General features: G+C 54.1%; 15 protein-coding genes. 2 read left to right on the top strand and 13 right to left on the bottom strand.

Going from position 1 to position 17,497, the window contains the following annotated elements:
* Positions 1-12: 12 nt before the first annotated feature.
* The 7 genes from carA to ribF all read right to left on the bottom strand — a co-directional run bounded on the left by carA (position 13) and on the right by ribF (position 8,367).
* Positions 13-1,161, bottom strand: a complete 1,149-nt coding sequence (gene carA / locus ACXIZX_RS02665) for a glutamine-hydrolyzing carbamoyl-phosphate synthase small subunit (protein ID WP_479403547.1) — start codon at positions 1,159-1,161, stop codon at positions 13-15.
* Between the two features lie 469 nt (positions 1,162-1,630).
* The gene (gene dapB, locus ACXIZX_RS02660) at positions 1,631-2,446 is read right to left on the bottom strand and encodes a 4-hydroxy-tetrahydrodipicolinate reductase (protein ID WP_258144581.1); all 816 of its coding nucleotides are present in this window, start codon (positions 2,444-2,446) and stop codon (positions 1,631-1,633) included.
* A 221-nt stretch (positions 2,447-2,667) separates the two neighbouring features.
* On the bottom strand, positions 2,668-3,621 hold the full coding sequence (gene ispH, locus ACXIZX_RS02655; RefSeq protein WP_007884958.1) for a 4-hydroxy-3-methylbut-2-enyl diphosphate reductase: 954 nt from the start codon (positions 3,619-3,621) through the stop codon (positions 2,668-2,670).
* Complete coding sequence (gene fkpB, locus ACXIZX_RS02650; protein WP_008108656.1) at positions 3,602-4,072, bottom strand: FKBP-type peptidyl-prolyl cis-trans isomerase; 471 nt, start codon at positions 4,070-4,072, stop codon at positions 3,602-3,604. Before fkpB ends, ispH begins: the two co-directional genes overlap by 20 nt.
* A 3-nt stretch (positions 4,073-4,075) precedes the next feature.
* Entirely contained in the window at positions 4,076-4,582 is a 507-nt protein-coding gene (gene lspA, locus ACXIZX_RS02645; protein WP_179451951.1) for a signal peptidase II, read from the bottom strand.
* A complete protein-coding gene (gene ileS / locus ACXIZX_RS02640) occupies positions 4,582-7,401 on the bottom strand; it encodes an isoleucine--tRNA ligase (protein ID WP_479403546.1) in 2,820 nt (939 codons plus the stop codon). Before ileS ends, lspA begins: the two co-directional genes overlap by 1 nt.
* A gap of 27 nt (positions 7,402-7,428) precedes the next feature.
* The gene (gene ribF / locus ACXIZX_RS02635; RefSeq protein WP_061718149.1) at positions 7,429-8,367 is read right to left on the bottom strand and encodes a bifunctional riboflavin kinase/FAD synthetase; all 939 of its coding nucleotides are present in this window, start codon (positions 8,365-8,367) and stop codon (positions 7,429-7,431) included.
* 318 nt (positions 8,368-8,685) lie between these two features.
* Here ribF and rpsT point away from each other — a divergent pair, with 318 nt between their 5' ends.
* A complete protein-coding gene (rpsT, locus tag ACXIZX_RS02630; protein WP_036619798.1) occupies positions 8,686-8,949 on the top strand; it encodes a 30S ribosomal protein S20 in 264 nt (87 codons plus the stop codon).
* Positions 8,950-9,002: 53 nt separating this feature from the next.
* Here rpsT and nhaR read toward each other — a convergent pair whose 3' ends face one another.
* The 4 genes from nhaR to dnaK all read right to left on the bottom strand — a co-directional run bounded on the left by nhaR (position 9,003) and on the right by dnaK (position 14,494).
* The gene (gene nhaR / locus ACXIZX_RS02625) at positions 9,003-9,905 is read right to left on the bottom strand and encodes a transcriptional activator NhaR (RefSeq protein WP_179451949.1); all 903 of its coding nucleotides are present in this window, start codon (positions 9,903-9,905) and stop codon (positions 9,003-9,005) included.
* Positions 9,906-9,940: 35 nt separating this feature from the next.
* Positions 9,941-11,119 carry a Na+/H+ antiporter NhaA gene (gene nhaA / locus ACXIZX_RS02620; RefSeq protein ID WP_479403545.1) on the bottom strand — a complete coding sequence of 393 codons (1,179 nt, stop codon included), beginning with the start codon at positions 11,117-11,119 and terminating at the stop codon, positions 9,941-9,943.
* A gap of 232 nt (positions 11,120-11,351) precedes the next feature.
* A complete protein-coding gene (dnaJ, locus tag ACXIZX_RS02615; RefSeq protein ID WP_008108664.1) occupies positions 11,352-12,485 on the bottom strand; it encodes a molecular chaperone DnaJ in 1,134 nt (377 codons plus the stop codon).
* A 104-nt stretch (positions 12,486-12,589) separates the two neighbouring features.
* Positions 12,590-14,494: a molecular chaperone DnaK gene (gene dnaK, locus ACXIZX_RS02610; RefSeq protein WP_008108665.1), complete on the bottom strand. Its 1,905-nt coding sequence runs from the start codon at positions 14,492-14,494 to the stop codon at positions 12,590-12,592.
* A gap of 300 nt (positions 14,495-14,794) precedes the next feature.
* Between dnaK and satP the strand changes: the two genes are divergently transcribed.
* Positions 14,795-15,355 (top strand): acetate uptake transporter, encoded by a 561-nt coding sequence (satP, locus tag ACXIZX_RS02605; RefSeq protein ID WP_008108667.1) that lies wholly within the window; start codon positions 14,795-14,797, stop codon positions 15,353-15,355.
* A 39-nt stretch (positions 15,356-15,394) separates the two neighbouring features.
* On the opposite strand, the gene ACXIZX_RS02600 is transcribed toward satP, so the two are convergent.
* Together ACXIZX_RS02600 and mog are read right to left on the bottom strand one after the other, a co-directional pair.
* On the bottom strand, positions 15,395-16,705 hold the full coding sequence (locus tag ACXIZX_RS02600; RefSeq protein WP_179451948.1) for an MFS transporter: 1,311 nt from the start codon (positions 16,703-16,705) through the stop codon (positions 15,395-15,397).
* 110 nt (positions 16,706-16,815) lie between these two features.
* Complete coding sequence (mog, locus tag ACXIZX_RS02595) at positions 16,816-17,403, bottom strand: molybdopterin adenylyltransferase (RefSeq protein WP_154154282.1); 588 nt, start codon at positions 17,401-17,403, stop codon at positions 16,816-16,818.
* Positions 17,404-17,497 lie beyond the last annotated feature (94 nt).

Genomic DNA, 17,497 nt, shown 5'->3' with positions numbered 1-17,497 from the left:
GTGGGCTCCTGATTACTTCGCGTTAGAACGGTATGCTTCGATCAGTTCGATAAAGTGATCGAACAGTGGCGCCGCATCGTGCGGGCCTGGGCTCGCTTCCGGGTGTCCCTGGAAGCTGAAGGCCGGTTTGTCAGTACGATGAATGCCCTGCACGGTTTGGTCGAACAGCGACACATGGGTCACGCGCAGATTGGCTGGCAACTGGCCGTCATCCACCGCAAAACCGTGGTTCTGCGCGGTGATCATCACGGTATTGTTGTCGAGATCTTTCACCGGATGGTTGCCGCCGTGGTGGCCGAGTTTCATCTTGATGGTTTTGGCACCGCTCGCCAGCGCTAACAGCTGATGGCCAAGACAGATACCGAATACCGGGATATCGGTTTTCAGGAATGCCTGAATGGCGTTAATCGCGTAGTCGCACGGTTCCGGGTCGCCAGGACCGTTCGACAGGAAAATACCGTCTGGATTAAGTGCCAGAACCTCTTCCGCCGGGGTTTTCGCCGGTACTACCGTCAGGCGACAGCCGCGATCCACCAGCATGCGCAGGATGTTGCGCTTGGCGCCGTAATCGTACGCCACCACATGGAACGGCAGCTCTTCCGCCGTTTTCTGTTCCGGCAGGTCACCTTCCAGTGTCCAGCTACCTTGCTGCCACGCGTAGGTTTCAGCGGTGGTCACTTCTTTCGCCAAGTCCATGCCTTTCAAGCCCGGGAACGCCTGCGCTTTCTGCAGCGCCAGTGCGGCATCCGGATTATCGCCCGCAATAATGCAGCCGCTCTGTGCGCCCTTCTCGCGCAGCAAACGGGTCAGTTTGCGCGTGTCGATATCGGCGATGCCAACGATGTTATTGCGCTGCAGGTAAGCTGACAGACTTTCTTCACTGCGGAAGTTGCTGGTAATCAGCGGCAGATCGCGAATAACGAGGCCTTGAGCATGGATTTGGCTGGATTCTTCATCGGCGGCGTTAACGCCAACATTGCCGATATGGGGATAAGTGAGGGTAACGATTTGGCGGGAATAGGAAGGATCAGTGAGGATTTCTTGATAACCGGTCATTGAAGTGTTGAAAACAACTTCTCCCACTGCCGACCCCGTAGCCCCGATGGCACGACCGTGGAATTGGGTTCCGTCTTCCAGAACCAAGAGCGCTGACTTAATCAAAACATCCTCCAGGGAATAAACAGTCACAATATTTGCATATTAATTCAAAAGCAGTGCCAGAATCAATGCAAAACCCGCCTGAGTACTCGAATTTTGGCAAATTGCGCGCATTCTAATGATCGCCCCGCACCTTGTCTACAACATGTGGTTATTTTTTTGTATATTTCGGGCAACTGAATGTTAAAAACGGTGAAAGGCGACAAAAGAGTGAGATAACTCGGAAAAATAATCGGTTGCCTGACGGCGATAATGGCAAAGTGCTGCTAGCGCGCATAAATTTTTGACCAAATGGTCAAAAATAGCCATCACAAGCCTGATAAATGCTCATTAACTGCAACAAATTAACCCTTCGCAGTGAAAAACAATTAAACCGTCCATTTACAAATAAAATAAAGGGCAATGATCACATTGCCCTCGTCAATCAAGGTCTTACCGATTGAAATAACCACATCACGATGGTTCACAACACTCACAACATCGATAAATCCAGCACATTACGCATATCATAAAGGCCGGATTTCTTGTTCTTTAACCAACTTGCCGCCTTAACTGCACCATTTGCAAAGGTCATACGGCTGGAAGCCTTGTGGGTAATCTCTACACGCTCACCAATATCTGCAAACATCGCGGTATGTTCACCGACGATATCGCCGGCGCGCACGGTAGCAAATCCGATGGTTTGCGCTTTACGCTCACCGGTATGACCTTCACGGGCATATACCGCGTGCTCATCCAGATTCCACTTCATGGCATCGGCAATCGCCTCGCCCATCGCCAGCGCTGTACCTGATGGTGCATCAACTTTATGACGATGGTGCGCTTCTACAATTTCAATATCCGCGTAGTCGCCCATCACCTTCGCCGCCTGCTGCAGCAGATTCAGCACCAGGTTGACGCCCACGCTGAAATTGGCAGCGAACACGATGCCAATCTCTTCGGCTGCCGCGCGAATCGCCGCTTTGCCGGCTTCATCAAAACCGGTGGTACCGATCACCATCGCTTTGTTGTGCTGGCGACAAAATGCCAGATACTCCAGCGTGCCTTCCGGACGAGTGAAATCGATGAGGACATCGAAGTCATTAACCACCTTTTGCAGATCGTCAGAGACGATTACGCCCGTTTTGCCGATGCCCGCCAGTTCGCCAGCATCAACGCCCAGCAATGACGAACCGCTACGTGCCAGTGCCGCGCCGAGCGCAACACCTTCCGCCTGCTGTACAGCCTGAATCAAATTGCGTCCCATGCGACCCGGCGCACCAACGATAGCAATGCGGATTTCACTCATAATTATTCATTCCTGATACAAATCTATGCATGTAAAGCGTAAACAGGTTAACGGTCAGATAACAGTCACGCCACAATAATAAAGGGATATAAGAATTTTATGCCAGCCGCTAAACATTATCAGTAAAAGCAATCCCGCATGCTGGAAGTGGGATTTCTTGCTGCGACAGGCAAAGAAAAGGCCGAACAATGTCGGCCTGATTTTACTGCGGAGTGAACCGCTTACTGCACATTACGCACATCGACGCGCAGCTCTTTCGGTACTTCAAACACAATGTTCTCTTCACGGCCAATCAGCTCAATCGCCGCTTCACCGCCGAGCTCACGCAGACGCTGGATCACCTGCTGCACCAGAATATCTGGAGCAGATGCGCCCGCAGTGACGCCGATGATCTGCTTATCTTTGACCCACTCTTCCTGAATGTCATCAGCCGAATCAATCAGCTTCGCCAGCTTACCAGCACGCTGCGCCAGTTCGGCCAGACGGTTCGAGTTAGAGGAGTTTTTCGATCCTACGACCAGCACCACTTCAGCATCTCGCGCCAGCACGCGAACGGCTTCCTGACGGTTGGTGGTGGCGTAGCAGATGTCATCTTTACGTGGACCGATAATCGCCGGGAAGCGCTGACGCAGTGCATCAATCACGTCCGAAGTATCATCGACTGACAGCGTGGTCTGCGTCATAAAGCACAGGTTGCGCTCATCTTTGACGTTCAGCTTGAACACATCTTCCGGCGATTCCACCAGATACATACCGCCATTGGGATTGCTGTACTGGCCCATGGTGCCTTCCACTTCCGGATGTCCCGCGTGGCCAATAAGAATCGCTTCAACACCTTTGCGACTGGCGCGCGCGACTTCCATATGCACTTTTGTCACCAGCGGACAGGTAGCATCAAACAGCATGGTGAGGTTACGCGCTTTAGCTTCGGCGCGAACTGCTTGCGATACGCCGTGTGCAGAGAAAATCAGAATGGCGTTATCCGGCACTTCAGCGATCTCTTCAATAAAGATCGCCCCGCGCTCGCGCAAGCTGCTCACCACGTAGCGGTTATGCACCACTTCGTGACGTACGTAGATGGGCGCGCCGTACATCTCCAGCGCGCGCTCAACGATGCTGATGGCGCGATCAACGCCTGCGCAGAAACCGCGTGGGTTAGCTAACAGGATTTGCATCGTTGGCCTCCAGCGCCGGATCAATCTCCAGCACTTCAATATCAAACTGAATGCGCTGACCCGCCAGCGGATGGTTGAAGTCTACGGTGATTGAGTCGCCGGAAACTTCACGGATCACGCCAGGCATTTCGCTGCCTCCACGGCCGCTGAACAGCATGATGGCGCCGACTTCCGGTTCGCCCGCGTCGTTAAAGTCACGACGCGAGAAGTACTGAACCAGATCCGGGCTGGTACCGCCGAAGGCATCTTCCGGCTCGAGGGTAAAGGCGTGCTTATCGCCCACTTTACGCCCCAGAAGTTGCTGTTCCAGCGCGGCTGAAAGGCTGCCATCGCCCAGACAGAACAGCGCAGGTTTGCCGTTGGCGCGCGTGGATTCCGCCGTCGAGCCATCTTCCAGCTTCAGCGTAAAATGCACCAGCAACGCGCTATCGCGCTGAACAGACTCACTCATTTTTTACCCTTTATCTTTTGCCGGTTTGCCGTTCGGGCTGAGAAAACCTTCCAGCACCACCAGCGCCGCGCCGATACAGATGGCACAGTCGGCGATGTTGAAGGTCGCGAAGTGCCAGTCTCCGACATAGAAGTCGATAAAATCGACCACAAAGCCGTGATACGAACGGTCAAACAGGTTACCCAACGCCCCGCCAATAATCAGCGCGTAAGCAATATTGGTTAATTTGTTGCTGGCAGCGTTGCGATACATCATCACCAACAGCGCCACGACGATAGCAATGGCGATGCCGGCAAAGAACCAGCGCTGCCAGCCGCCTTTGTCGGCCAGGAAGCTGAACGCCGCGCCATAGTTGTGCGCGTAGAACAGATTCAGGAACGGCATCAGCGGCTGCGTTTCATGCAGCATCATGTTATCCATGACCCACATTTTGCTGCCAAAATCGATGGCGATCACCACCAGCACCAGCCAGAGCCAGCGCAAACCGGTCGAACAAATAGCTTTACTCATCAGGCAAATTTCCGCTGCTCGCCGTTACCGGACACGTTAGTGTAGCAACGGCCACATACCGCAGCGTGCTCAGGATTCTGGCCAACGTCAGTAGTGTAATGCCAGCAGCGCGGACATTTCTCGCCTTCTGCTTTGTGCAGCGCGATTTTCAGACCTTTGAACAGTTCGCTCTGCTGCGCTTCATCGCTGGCAGTGGCGTAATCCGCCACGGTTGCGCCTGAAGTTAACAGCACGAAACGCAGCTCATCACCTAACGCCTGCAGCTTAGCAGCCAGCTCGGCATCCGCATACAGCGTGACCGTCGCTTCCAGCGCGCCACCGATGCGTTTGTCGCTTCGCGCTTGCTCAATGACCTTGTTCACTTCACCGCGCACTTTCAGCAGATCATCCCAATAGGCGTCGTTCAGCGCTTCGTTATCCGCCAGACCAAACAGATCCTGATACCACTCTTCGGTGAACACGTATTTCGCGCGCTCGCCCGGCAGGTAGCCCCAGATTTCGTCTGCGGTGAAGGACATGATTGGCGCCATCCAGCGCACCAGCGCTTCAACGATATGCCACAGCGCGGTTTGGCAGCTGCGACGCGCCAGGCTGTCGCCTTTCGCGGTGTACTGACGATCTTTGATCACATCGAGATAGAACGAGCCCATTTCGATAGAGCAGAAGTGCATCAGACGCTGCACCACTTCGTGGAAATCGTAGTTTTCGTAGGAGTGCACGATATCCTGCTGCGCTGCCAGCGCACGGCCAACCGCCCAGCGATCCACCACCACCATCTCATCCGGCTTGACGCAATCGGTCGCCGGGTTGAAGCCCGCGAGGTTAGCCAGCAGGAAACGCGCGGTGTTACGGATACGACGATAGCTGTCTGCGGCACGCTTGAGGATTTCGTCGGAGACCGCCATCTCACCGGAGTAATCGGTAGAGGCGACCCACAGACGCAGAATATCCGCGCCCAGCTTATCCATGACATCCTGTGGCGCCACGGTGTTGCCGATCGATTTCGACATCTTGCGGCCCTGACCATCCACGGTGAAACCGTGCGTCAGTACCTGACGATAAGGCGCTTTGCCTTTCATCGCGGTGGAGATCATCAGAGAAGACATGAACCAGCCGCGATGCTGATCCGAACCTTCCAGATACATATCCGGCGTATGGCCACCGAATTCCGGACGCGCATCCACTACCGCGTAGCTGGTGGATCCGGAGTCGAACCACACGTCTAAGGTGTCTGGCACTTTAACGTAGTGGTCAGCGTCATCGCCCATTAGATCGCGCGGATCGAGATCCCACCACGCCTGAATGCCGTCCTGCTCAACCAGCTTGGCGACTTTCTCCATCAGCTCCAGCGTATCCGGATGCAGCTGCTCGCTCTCTTTATGCACGAACAGCGCCATCGGCACGCCCCACGTACGCTGACGTGAGATACACCAGTCCGGACGGTTCGCCACCATCGCTTCGATACGCGCCTGGCCCCAATCCGGGATCCACTGCACGCCTTTGATCTCTTTCAGCGACTGTGCACGCAGGCCTTTCTGATCCATGCTGATGAACCATTGTGGCGTGGCACGGAAGATGATCGGCGTTTTGTGACGCCAGCAGTGCGGGTAGCTGTGCAGCAGTTTCTCAACGTGCAGCAGCGCGCCCTTCTCTTTCAGCAGCTCAACGATCATATCGTTGGCTTTAAAGACGTTTACGCCATCAAGCGTTGGGTAGGTGCCTGGCAGATACGCGCCATCTGGACCCACAGGATTAGCGGTTTCAAGGCCGTATTTCTGACCGATAACATAGTCATCCGGGCCGTGGCCTGGCGCGGTATGTACCGCACCGGTACCCGCTTCCAGCGTCACGTGCTCACCCAGCACCACTTTCGATTGGATCTGCTCGAGGAACGGATGCTGGAACAGTTGCAGCTCCAGCGCCGCGCCGTTGCATTCACCCAGCACTTTCCAGTCGCTGATTCCGGCGCGCTTCATCACGCTCTCAACCATCTCTTTGGCGAGAATCAGGCTACGACCTTCAATCTGCAGCAGCTGATATTCAAATTCCGGATGCAACGAAATACCGCGGTTGGCTGGCATGGTCCACGGCGTGGTGGTCCAGATCACCAGTGAAACCGGGCCTTCTGAAGCAGCGACGCCAAACTTCGCGCGCACCGCATCGGCATCAACGGCATTGAACATCACGTCGATGGATGGCGAAGTTTTGTCGTAATACTCCACTTCCGCCTCAGCCAGTGCCGAGCGGCAATCCATGCACCAGTGCACCGGCTTCGCGCCTTTGTGCAGATGGCCGTTGCCGATGATTTTACCCAGCGCACGAATGATGTTGGCTTCAGTCTGGAAGTTCATCGTCAGATAAGGACGATCCCAGTCACCCAGCACGCCGAGACGGATGAAGTCATTTTTCTGACCTTCAACCTGCTCCGCCGCGTATTGGCGGCAAGCGGCACGGAATTCAGCCGCGCTGACTTTCTCGCCCGGCTTACCAATCATCTGCTCAACTTTGTGCTCAATCGGCAAACCGTGGCAGTCCCAACCTGGAACGTACGGCGAGTCAAAGCCCGCCATGCCTTTCGACTTGACGATAATGTCTTTCAGAATCTTGTTAACTGAGTGACCAATATGAATGCTGCCGTTCGCATAAGGAGGGCCATCATGCAAAATAAAGGTTTTTTTCCCTTTCTTGGCTTCGCGGATGATGCCGTACAGGTTGTCATCATACCAACGTTGCAGCATTCCCGGTTCGCGCTTGGCCAGATCGCCACGCATCGGGAACCCCGTTTCCGGCAAATTCAGGGTAGATTTATAGTCACTCATCAGATTCTCGATTCCGTATTTCGGTCATTAAACCGGTGTTTTTAGCCCAAAGAATTGGCGGGCCGTCACCACATCTTTCGCAATTTGTTCTTTCAGCGCGTCCAGCGAAGCGAAACGCTGTTCATCGCGAATCTTCTGTTTCAGCACCACTTCAATGTGACGCCCATAGAGATTCATATTTGTGTCGAGCAGGTGAACTTCAAGCTGCTGACGTAAACCTTTTACCGTTGGGCGCGTACCAATATTGGCCACGCCGGGCAGCGGCTGATCGCCGAGGCCTAACACTTCCACCGCAAACACGCCTTTAACCGGCGTAACGGTGCGACGCAAAGGGAGATTAGCCGTTGGGAAACCGATGGTGCGCCCAAGTGCATCACCGTGCACTACGCGACCTGAGATGCTGAACGGATGGCCCAGCAGCGCTTCGGCTTGCGCAAAATCATCCTGCGCCAGCGCCTGACGAACGGCGGTGCTGCTGATGCGCTTGCCGCTATCGCAATAGGTTTGGGTGCTGATGACCTCAAAGCCATACTCCGCACCGGCTTTCTGTAATAACAGGAAATCCCCCTGGCGACCAGCGCCGAAGCGGAAATCATCACCGACGGCCAGGAACTTGACGTTCAGCTTGTCCACCAGCAATTCAGAAATAAAACTCTGCGCCGAATGCGCAGCGAAGCGACGATCAAAACGTACGCAGAGTACGGCATCAACGCCCGCTTGTTCGAGGTACTTCAGCTTTTCACGCAAACGCGTAAGGCGCGCCGGGGCTTTATCGCCGGCAAACAGCTCAAGCGGTTGTGGCTCAAATACCATCACCACCACCGGCAGATTGCGTTTTCGTCCTTCAGCAATTAATTCAGCCATCAAAGCCTGGTGGCCGCGATGTACGCCGTCGAAATTACCAATGGTCAGGACGCAGCCGCGATGCTGCTCTTTCAGATTATAAATACCGCGGATAAACTTCATGGCTGACTCAAACCGGTGGAAATCGGCGGATTATACCCTTGAATGGCGTTTAGGTTAACCCGTATACGTGCCTTTCCTGCTTCTGGCGCGGCTTATTCCACGCGTAGCCAGTTGCTTAGCAAGGATCTGAAGATTTTTGCTGCGAAATACTGTATTCAACGCCGCGTTGCTGGTAGAATCCTGCGCCATCAATTACGTAATCGAGTGTTGTTTTTAAAACGACGCTTATTTGCACAAATCCATTGACATAAGAAGGCGCAAAAGGCATAGTCCTCGGCCTTTGATTTGTCCATATAGATCACATTTGGGAGTTGGACCTTGGCTAATATCAAATCAGCTAAGAAACGCGCCGTAACATCTGAGAAACGTCGCAAGCATAACGCAAGCAACCGTTCAATGATGCGTACTTTCATTAAGAAAGTATACGCGGCTATCGCAACAGGCGACAAAGCTGCTGCGCAGAACGCATTCAACGAAATGCAACCACTCGTGGACCGTCAGGCTGCTAAAGGTCTGATCCACAAAAACAAAGCTGCACGTCATAAAGCAAACCTGACTGCACAGATCAACAAACTGGCTTAATCGCCCGTCTGTTAATCGCTTTGTAAAAAAGAACCGGCGCTTAGCCGGTTTTTTTATGCCTGCAATTCAGTGGTAAACAGCGCACTAAAGTCGCGATGGCAGATCCGCTGTACCGCCGGATGCTGAATCATCCGCTCAGCAAAGATCACGTGATACTCCTCCATCACCGCATCCAAACGCCCAATCTCTTTAATAGCATCATCACGGTAAATCTCGTCCCCATATAATGTGGGAGCCACAAATATCGCGTTGTTCAGCGCACCAAATGCCTTCATTAGTGCCGCATCATCAAACTCACCCAGAATCTCCACCTGCAAGCCCTGGCTGTGGATCCAGTTCAGCAGTTTGCGGCCCAGCATCGAGCGACGGCCCGGAATCAGCAAGCGCCGCTCTTCCAGGCAGGCGGGAAACGGCAGCGTCGGTAACGGCGTGTTACACCAGAAGCTGATCGGACATTCGCCCAGCTTGACCGAAAACAACCCTTCCTGCTGAGTGGAATCAATTGGGCAATCGGAAAGGATCATATCCAGCTTGTGCTGGCTTAGCTGTTCCAGCAGCATCTCGTGCGTTGATTCAAAACAGCGCAAATGGATTCTCTCTTCAGCCACCACCGCCGCCTCCAGCACCTTGCTCACCAGTTGCTTTGACAGCGCATCCGCCACGCCAACATCAAACAGCAGATGCGACTCTTTGCGGTAGTTAACAATATCGAGCATCTCCTGACTCAGCATGAACATGCGATCGGCATAGCGGAACACCAGTTGCCCAAGCTCATTGGGCACCAAACCGCGTCCCTGACGGCGAAACAGCACGCCGCCGAGTTGCTCTTCCAGCGATTTAATCTGGCCGGTAACCGTCTGTGGCGCCAGGCACAGCACATCCGCCGCACGCACCACCGAGCCGGTTTTACACACCTGCCAGAAATAGTAGAGATGATTAAAATTGAGCTGATTCATCGGCAAAAAAAGGAGGCTTTCGCCTCCTTCCTCTTTTAACGCAGTTTGATGCGCAGCAGCGTGTAGCCAATGACCGCCGAAAGCAGCGAGCCACTGAGAATCCCCAGTTTGGAGAAGGTCACCAGTTGCTCATGGGCGGCATCAAACGCCAGCGAACTAATAAAGATAGACATAGTGAAGCCGATACCGCATAGCACACCAATCGCCATGATATCGCGTATGGTGGTGCCTCCCGGTAGCACCGCCAGCCGCCACTTCACTGCCAGCCAGCAGAACAGCGTGATGCCCAACGGTTTACCAATCAGCAAGCCGAGAATGATGCCCAGCGGCTCTGGCGACAGCGCATCCATAAAGGTAATACCGGCCAGCGAAATACCGGCGTTAGCGAAAGCGAACAGCGGCAGAATCAGCCAGTTGACCCACGGCATCAAACCATGCGCCAGATGCTCGGCCGGAGAATGGCCGTTCTTCTCTTCCAGCGGCACAAAGAAGCCAACAATCACGCCCGCCAACGTTGCGTGGACGCCAGACTTGAGCACCGCCGTCCACAGCACAATACCGACCAACATATAGATGGCAATATTACGTACGCCGCAGCGATTAAGAATCGCCAGCAGCACAATCGCACCGGCGGCAACACTCAATGACAACACCGAAAGATCGCTGGTATAGAACAGCGCGATGATCACAATAGCGCCAAGATCATCAATAATCGCCAGCGCCATCAGGAACACTTTCAGCGCAGTCGGTACGCGACTGCCCAGCAACGCCAACACGCCCAAAGCGAAAGCAATATCGGTGGCGGTAGGAATCGCCCAGCCGTTACGCGCAATAGGATCGCCGTGGTTGAAGAACAGGAAAATCAGTCCTGGCACCACCATACCGCCAATTGCCGCGATGACCGGGAAAATGGCGCGATCGCGACTGGCGAGCTCGCCAGTAATCAGCTCGCGTTTCACTTCCAAACCAATCACCAGGAAAAACAGCGCCATCATGGCATCGTTGATCCATAGCAGCAGGTTTTTACTGATGTCTAATGCGCCAAAGCGAATCTGCACCGGCTCGGCAAGAAACGATTGATAACCTTGAGCAGTTTCTGCGCTGTTCGCCAAAATCATCGCCGCAACGGCCGCCAGAATCAGCACCATGCCGTTGCTGGCGTCACTGGCGATAAAGCTTTTCAGCAAGCTTCGAATAGAACGGGATTTGTTCACAACTCCTCCTGAGTAGAGACATTTAGGCTGAGAAGTGTAGCGATTCAGACACCTCGTTAAAAGCAGCTTATGTCTCGTTAATTGCTCGGTAATGCCGATGCATTCCAAGGGCATTTTAGCTCATATCAAACGCCAGGCAGATTGAGCTTATATCAGGAGCGACGCGTTGGCGGCAAAACATAAAAAAAGCGGAGAGTTTCCTCTCCGCTTTCTGACTGCATAACTGCTGGAATTAACGCGTTAAATCGTCAAAGAACTTCTTCACACCGTCGAGGAAGCTTTTGGAGCGCGGACTGTTTTTCTCGCCACTTGGGCCACCAAAACTCTCTTCCAGTTCACGCAGCAGCGCTTTCTGTTTGTCGTTGAGGCTGACTGGCGTTTCCACCACTACACGACACAGCAAATCACCCACCGCACCGCCACGCACCGATTTCACGCCTTTACCGCGCATGCGGAACAGCTTGCCGGTTTGCGTTTCAGAAGGCACTTTCAGGTTCACGCGTCCATCAAGCGTCGGCACTTCAATCTCGCCGCCCAATGCTGCCATCGCGAAGTTAATCGGCACTTCGCAATACAGGTTGTTATCTTCACGTTCGAAGATCGGGTGTTTTTTCACCGAAACCTGAACGTACAAATCGCCCGCTGGTGCGCCGTGTTCGCCCGCTTCACCTTCGCCGGTCAGACGAATGCGATCGCCGGTATCCACGCCTGCAGGGATTTTCACCGACAGGGTTTTACTGCGCTCAACGCGACCGTGACCATGACAAGCATTGCACGGATCTTTGATCACTGAACCGCGACCGTGACAGGTCGGACACGCCTGCTGCACGGTGAAGAAGCCCTGACGCATCTGCACCTGACCAGCACCATGACAGGTATGACAGGTCTGCGGTTTGGTTCCCGCTTTCGCGCCGCTGCCGTGGCAGACATCGCACTCTTCCAGAGTTGGAATGCGGATCTCTTTGGTCACGCCGCGTACCGCTTCTTCCAGCGTTAGCTCCATGTTGTAGCGTAAATCGGCGCCACGTGAGGCACGCTGACGGCGGCCACCACCAAAAATATCGCCAAAGACGTCGCCAAAGATATCGCTGAAGTCAGCACCGCCGCCGCCGAAGCCGCCACCACCGCCCATGCCACCTTGTTCAAAGGCTGCATGACCATATTGGTCGTAGGCCGCACGCTTCTGTGCGTCGGTCAGAATTTCGTAGGCTTCCTTAATTTCTTTAAACTTCGCTTCGGCTTCTTTATTGTCCGGATTACGGTCCGGATGGTATTTCATCGCCAGGCGCTTATAAGCCTTTTTGATTTCACGCTCATCTGCGGATTTAGAGACGCCTAAGATCTCGTATAAATCACTCTTAGCCATATTTGTTCTGCCCTTAACATGATCGCACGGGCGTGGAGAGATCTCCTACGCCCGTGCTGGTTTCAACGGCTGTCAGGCCAGCCGTCGCGCCCGGTCAGGGGCAATTATTTTTTGTCTTTAACTTCTTCGAACTCAGCGTCGACAACGTCGTCATCTTTCTGTGCAGTTGCATCGCCTGCGTCAGCTGCCTGACCTTGCTGCTGTGCCAGCTCCATCAGTTTGCTGGACACTTCCATCAATGCCTGCATTTTGGCTTCGATGTCTGCTTTGTCTTCGCCTTTCAGCGCGGTGTTCAGCTCGGTCAACGCCGCTTCGATTGGTGCTTTATCTTCAGCAGACAGTTTGTCGCCCGCTTCGTCCAATTGCTTACGGGTGCTGTGCGAAATCTGATCGCCCTGGTTACGGGTCTGAACCAGCTCTTCGAACTTACGGTCAGACTCGGCGTTCGCTTCCGCGTCACGCACCATTTTTTCGATCTCTTCTTCGTTCAGACCAGAAGACGCCTTGATGGTGATCTTCTGCTCTTTACCGCTGTTTTTGTCTTTCGCCGACACGTGCAGGATACCATCCGCATCGATATCGAAGGTCACTTCGATCTGCGGCATGCCGCGCGGTGCAGACTGAATACCGTCGAGGTTGAACTGGCCCAGTGATTTGTTATCGCCTGAACGCTTACGCTCACCCTGCAGCACGTGAATGGTCACGGCAGACTGGTTATCTTCAGCAGTCGAGAACACCTGGCTGTGCTTGGTTGGGATAGTGGTGTTCTTGCTGATCAGCGAAGTCATCACGCCGCCCATGGTTTCGATACCCAGCGACAGCGGGGTAACGTCCAGCAGCAGAACGTCTTTCACTTCACCTGCCAACACACCGCCCTGAACCGCAGCACCAACGGCTACCGCTTCGTCCGGGTTCACGTCTTTACGTGGCTCTTTACCAAAGAACTCAGTTACTTTGGCCTGAACCATTGGCATACGCGTTTGACCGCCCACCAGGATCACGTCATTGATGTCTGAAACCGACAGACCCGCATCCTGCAGAGCCACTTTCAACGGCTCGATTGAGCGAGATACCAAATCTTCAACCAGAGATTCCAGCTTCGCACGCGTTACTTTGATGTTCAGGTGCTTAGGACCGGTCGCATCCGCCGTGATGTACGGCAGGTTAACGTCGGTCTGCTGCGCTGAAGAGAGCTCGATTTTGGCTTTCTCTGCCGCTTCTTTCAGACGCTGCATCGCCAGCGGATCGTTGTGCAGATCGATGCCCTGATCTTTCTTAAATTCGGCCACCAGATAGTTAATCAGACGGCTATCGAAGTCTTCACCACCCAGGTGGGTATCACCGTTGGTTGCCAGAACTTCAAAGGTTTTCTCGCCATCAACTTCATCGATCTCAATGATTGAGATATCGAAAGTACCGCCGCCCAGGTCGTATACCGCGATGGTGCGGTTGCCCTGACCTTTATCCAGACCGTAAGCCAGTGCTGCTGCGGTTGGTTCGTTGATGATACGTTTTACTTCCAGACCTGCGATACGGCCGGCGTCTTTGGTCGCCTGACGCTGCGCATCGTTGAAGTAAGCTGGAACGGTAATAACCGCTTCAGTTACAGCTTCACCGAGGAAATCTTCCGCGGTTTTCTTCATCTTTTTCAGCACTTCAGCAGAGATCTGCGGCGGTGCCATTTTCTGGCCCTTCACATCAATCCATGCGTCGCCGTTATCCGCGCCGATGATTTTGTAAGGCATGATTTTAATATCACGCTGTACTTCTTCGTCCTGGAAGCGACGGCCAATCAGGCGCTTGATCGCAAACAGGGTATTCTGCGGGTTGGTCACAGACTGACGTTTAGCCGGTGAACCAACCAGAGTTTCGCCATCCTGTGCATACGCAATAATCGACGGCGTGGTGCGGTCGCCTTCGGCGTTTTCCAGCACGCGCGCTTTACCACCATCCATAACTGCAACACATGAGTTGGTTGTACCCAAGTCAATACCAATAATCTTACCCATCTAAACATCTCCCACTTAAATTCTTTGCCAATTAGGGTTGTGAAACAGAGATGCGGTCAAACTGACCACTTTCAACTGCTGAAGCAGGCTTTTTTTGCTGCCTCACAACGCTCGATGACAAGTAAATGGGGCCGGTTCGATGCGCATCAAGGGTTAAAACTAAAAAAAATTTCATTCTCTGGTCGATTCAGATCAAAGTTGGCCAAAAAGAGGCCGCTTATTATGCAGCGCCTCGCGCCACCAGCGGTTTGCGCGGGGGTAAAACACTAACAACATCTTCAACGCTGCTTCTGAGGAATTATGAGCAATACCACGCTGGCGAATCCCGCCCCGTTGGGCCTGATGGGATTCGGTATGACCACCATCCTGCTCAACTTACACAACACTGGCCTGTTTGCGATGGATGTGATCATCCTGGCGATGGGTATTTTCTACGGCGGCATCGCGCAAATTTTTGCCGGGCTGCTGGAGTATAAGAAAGGCAACACCTTCGGGCTGACCGCCTTTACCTCTTACGGCAGCTTCTGGTTAACGTTGGTGGCGATTCTGCTGTTGCCGAAACTAGGGCTGGCAGAGGCGGCCGATGGCCACTTCCTTGGCGCCTATCTCGCGCTGTGGGGCGTGTTCACCGCGTTTTTGTTCTTCGGCACGCTGAAGTCGCCGAAAATGCTGCAGTTCATCTTCGCCAGTCTGACGCTGCTGTTTGCGCTGCTGGCCATCGGCCATCTGACCGATAACGCGGGGCTGCTGCGCTTTGCTGGCTGGATTGGCATTATTTGTGGATCGAGCGCGTTCTATCTGGCGATGGGCGAAGTGCTGAACGAGAAATTTGGCCGCACGGTATTGCCGATTGGCGAGTAAGAAAAGAAAAAGCGGAGCTGTTTGGCTCCGCTTTTTGCCTTATGACGAGTGCAGCGACATATCCAACTGCGCATGCTGCTGACGGCTATCGCGCCACAGCCAAATGCCCACCATAAAGCCAATAACCGCCAGCGCCAGCACATACCAGGCCGGTGCCATTGGCGTCAGGCTCATCATCAGCGTCACGCTAATTGGCGTCAGGCCACCAAAAATCGCGTAAGCAACATTGTAAGAGAACGAGATGCCGGTAAAGCGCACCGCCGCTGGGAACGCGCGTACCATCACAAACGGCACCACGCCTACCACGCCAACGCTAAGGCCCGCTAAGCCATACCAGACAAACAGCATTTCCGGCGTGCTGCCCAGTTGATGGAAGAAGTTCCAGCTGCCGATCGCCAGCAATAATGAGCCGACCACCAGCGATCGCGCCGCGCCGAAGCGATCCACCAGCCATCCGGCGATAACGCAGCCCAGCAGCAGCATAATGGTGGCGAAGCTGTTGGCTTGCAGACTGAGCGCAGCAGGAATGCCGTGCTGTTTCTGCATCAGCGTTGGCGCCATCAAAATCACCACCACAATGCAGGCTGACAGCAGCCAGGTAAGCAGCATCGAAATTACGATGCCGCGCTTGTGACTGGCGAGAATGGTTTGCAGCGGCATTTTTTCTGCCAGCGCTTTGCGCTGCTGCATCTGCTGGAACACCGGCGTTTCATGCAGCCAGCGACGCAGATACATCGCCAGCAGGCCAAACACCCCGCCGAGGAAGAAGGGAATGCGCCAGCCGTGATCGCGAATCGCAGCCGGTGATAGCGTGGTGTTCAGCACCGTTGCCACCAGCGAACCGAGCAGAATGCCGGCGGTTAAGCCCGCCGTCAGCGTGCCGCAGGCAAAACCGATGCGTTTTTCGGGCACATGTTCGGCGACAAACACCCACGCGCCAGGCACTTCACCGCCAATAGCCGCGCCTTGCAGCACACGCATCAGCAACATCAACAGCGGCGCAGCGATGCCGATGCTGGCATAAGTGGGCAATGCGCCCATCGCCAGCGTCGGCAGCGCCATCAACAGAATACTGAGGCTGAACATCTTCTTACGCCCCACTTTGTCACCAAAGTGCGCCATGATGATGCCGCCCAACGGACGCGCCAAATAACCGGCAGCAAAGATGGCGAAGGTCTGCACCTGACGCAGCCATTCGGGGATGTCAGGTGGGAAGAACAGCTCGCCGATCACAGCTGCAAAGAAGACGAAGATGATGAAGTCGTAGAATTCCAGCGCCCCACCAAGGGCGGCCAGCGACAGGGTTTTGTAATCCTGTCCATTGAGTCGACGCGTTGCGTGCGTATCCATAATCCAGCGGTATCCAGAGGCAAAACAACTTATGTAAAGATTGGATTACTATACCGTCAATATTTTGCCACACCAGTGCCGCTGGATTTTATGCCTGAAAATGCCGATTTTTAGTCATTTGTCTCACGACGGGCGCTTTTGGGGCGAAAAGCTGCTACCACATCGGCATGAGTTTCAACGTACGGCCCTTCCAACAGCTGTAAACAATAAGGTACAGCTGCAAAAATCCCTGGCACTTTTACCGTACCATCTTCCGCTTTCAGTCCTTCCAGCGTCTCTTTAATGGATTTTGGCTGACCCGGCAGATTGAGGATCAATGATTGTTTGCGAATCACGCCAACCTGACGCGACAAAATGGCGGTCGGCACAAATTGCAGGCTGATTTGACGCATCTGCTCGCCGAAGCCCGGCATTTCACGGTCGGCGACCGCCAGCGTGGCATCCGGCGTCACATCACGTCGCGCCGGTCCGGTACCGCCAGTGGTGAGCACCAGGTTACAGAACAGCTCATCGACCAGCTCGCAGATCGCCTGCTCAATCATGGGTTGTTCATCCGGCACCAGGCGCGTTTCGATTTCAAATGGCGTAGCCAGCGCGGCGGCGAGCCAGCTCTCTAACGCCGGAATGCCCTGATCCTGATAGATGCCGTTAGCAGCACGATCGGAAACGGAAATTAATCCAATTCGTAAAGTATCCATAGAGTTATCGCTGTGGTTGGCTGCAAGGCAGCAAATGATGTGGGAAGTAAAAGGATAATACAGGAAGCGGGGGAAAAACGTAAAACCGTGGCAG

Source organism: Candidatus Pantoea symbiotica (assembly GCF_056491525.1).
Note: the sequence above shows the minus strand (reverse complement) of the source record. Positions and strands in the feature narration are given on the sequence as shown.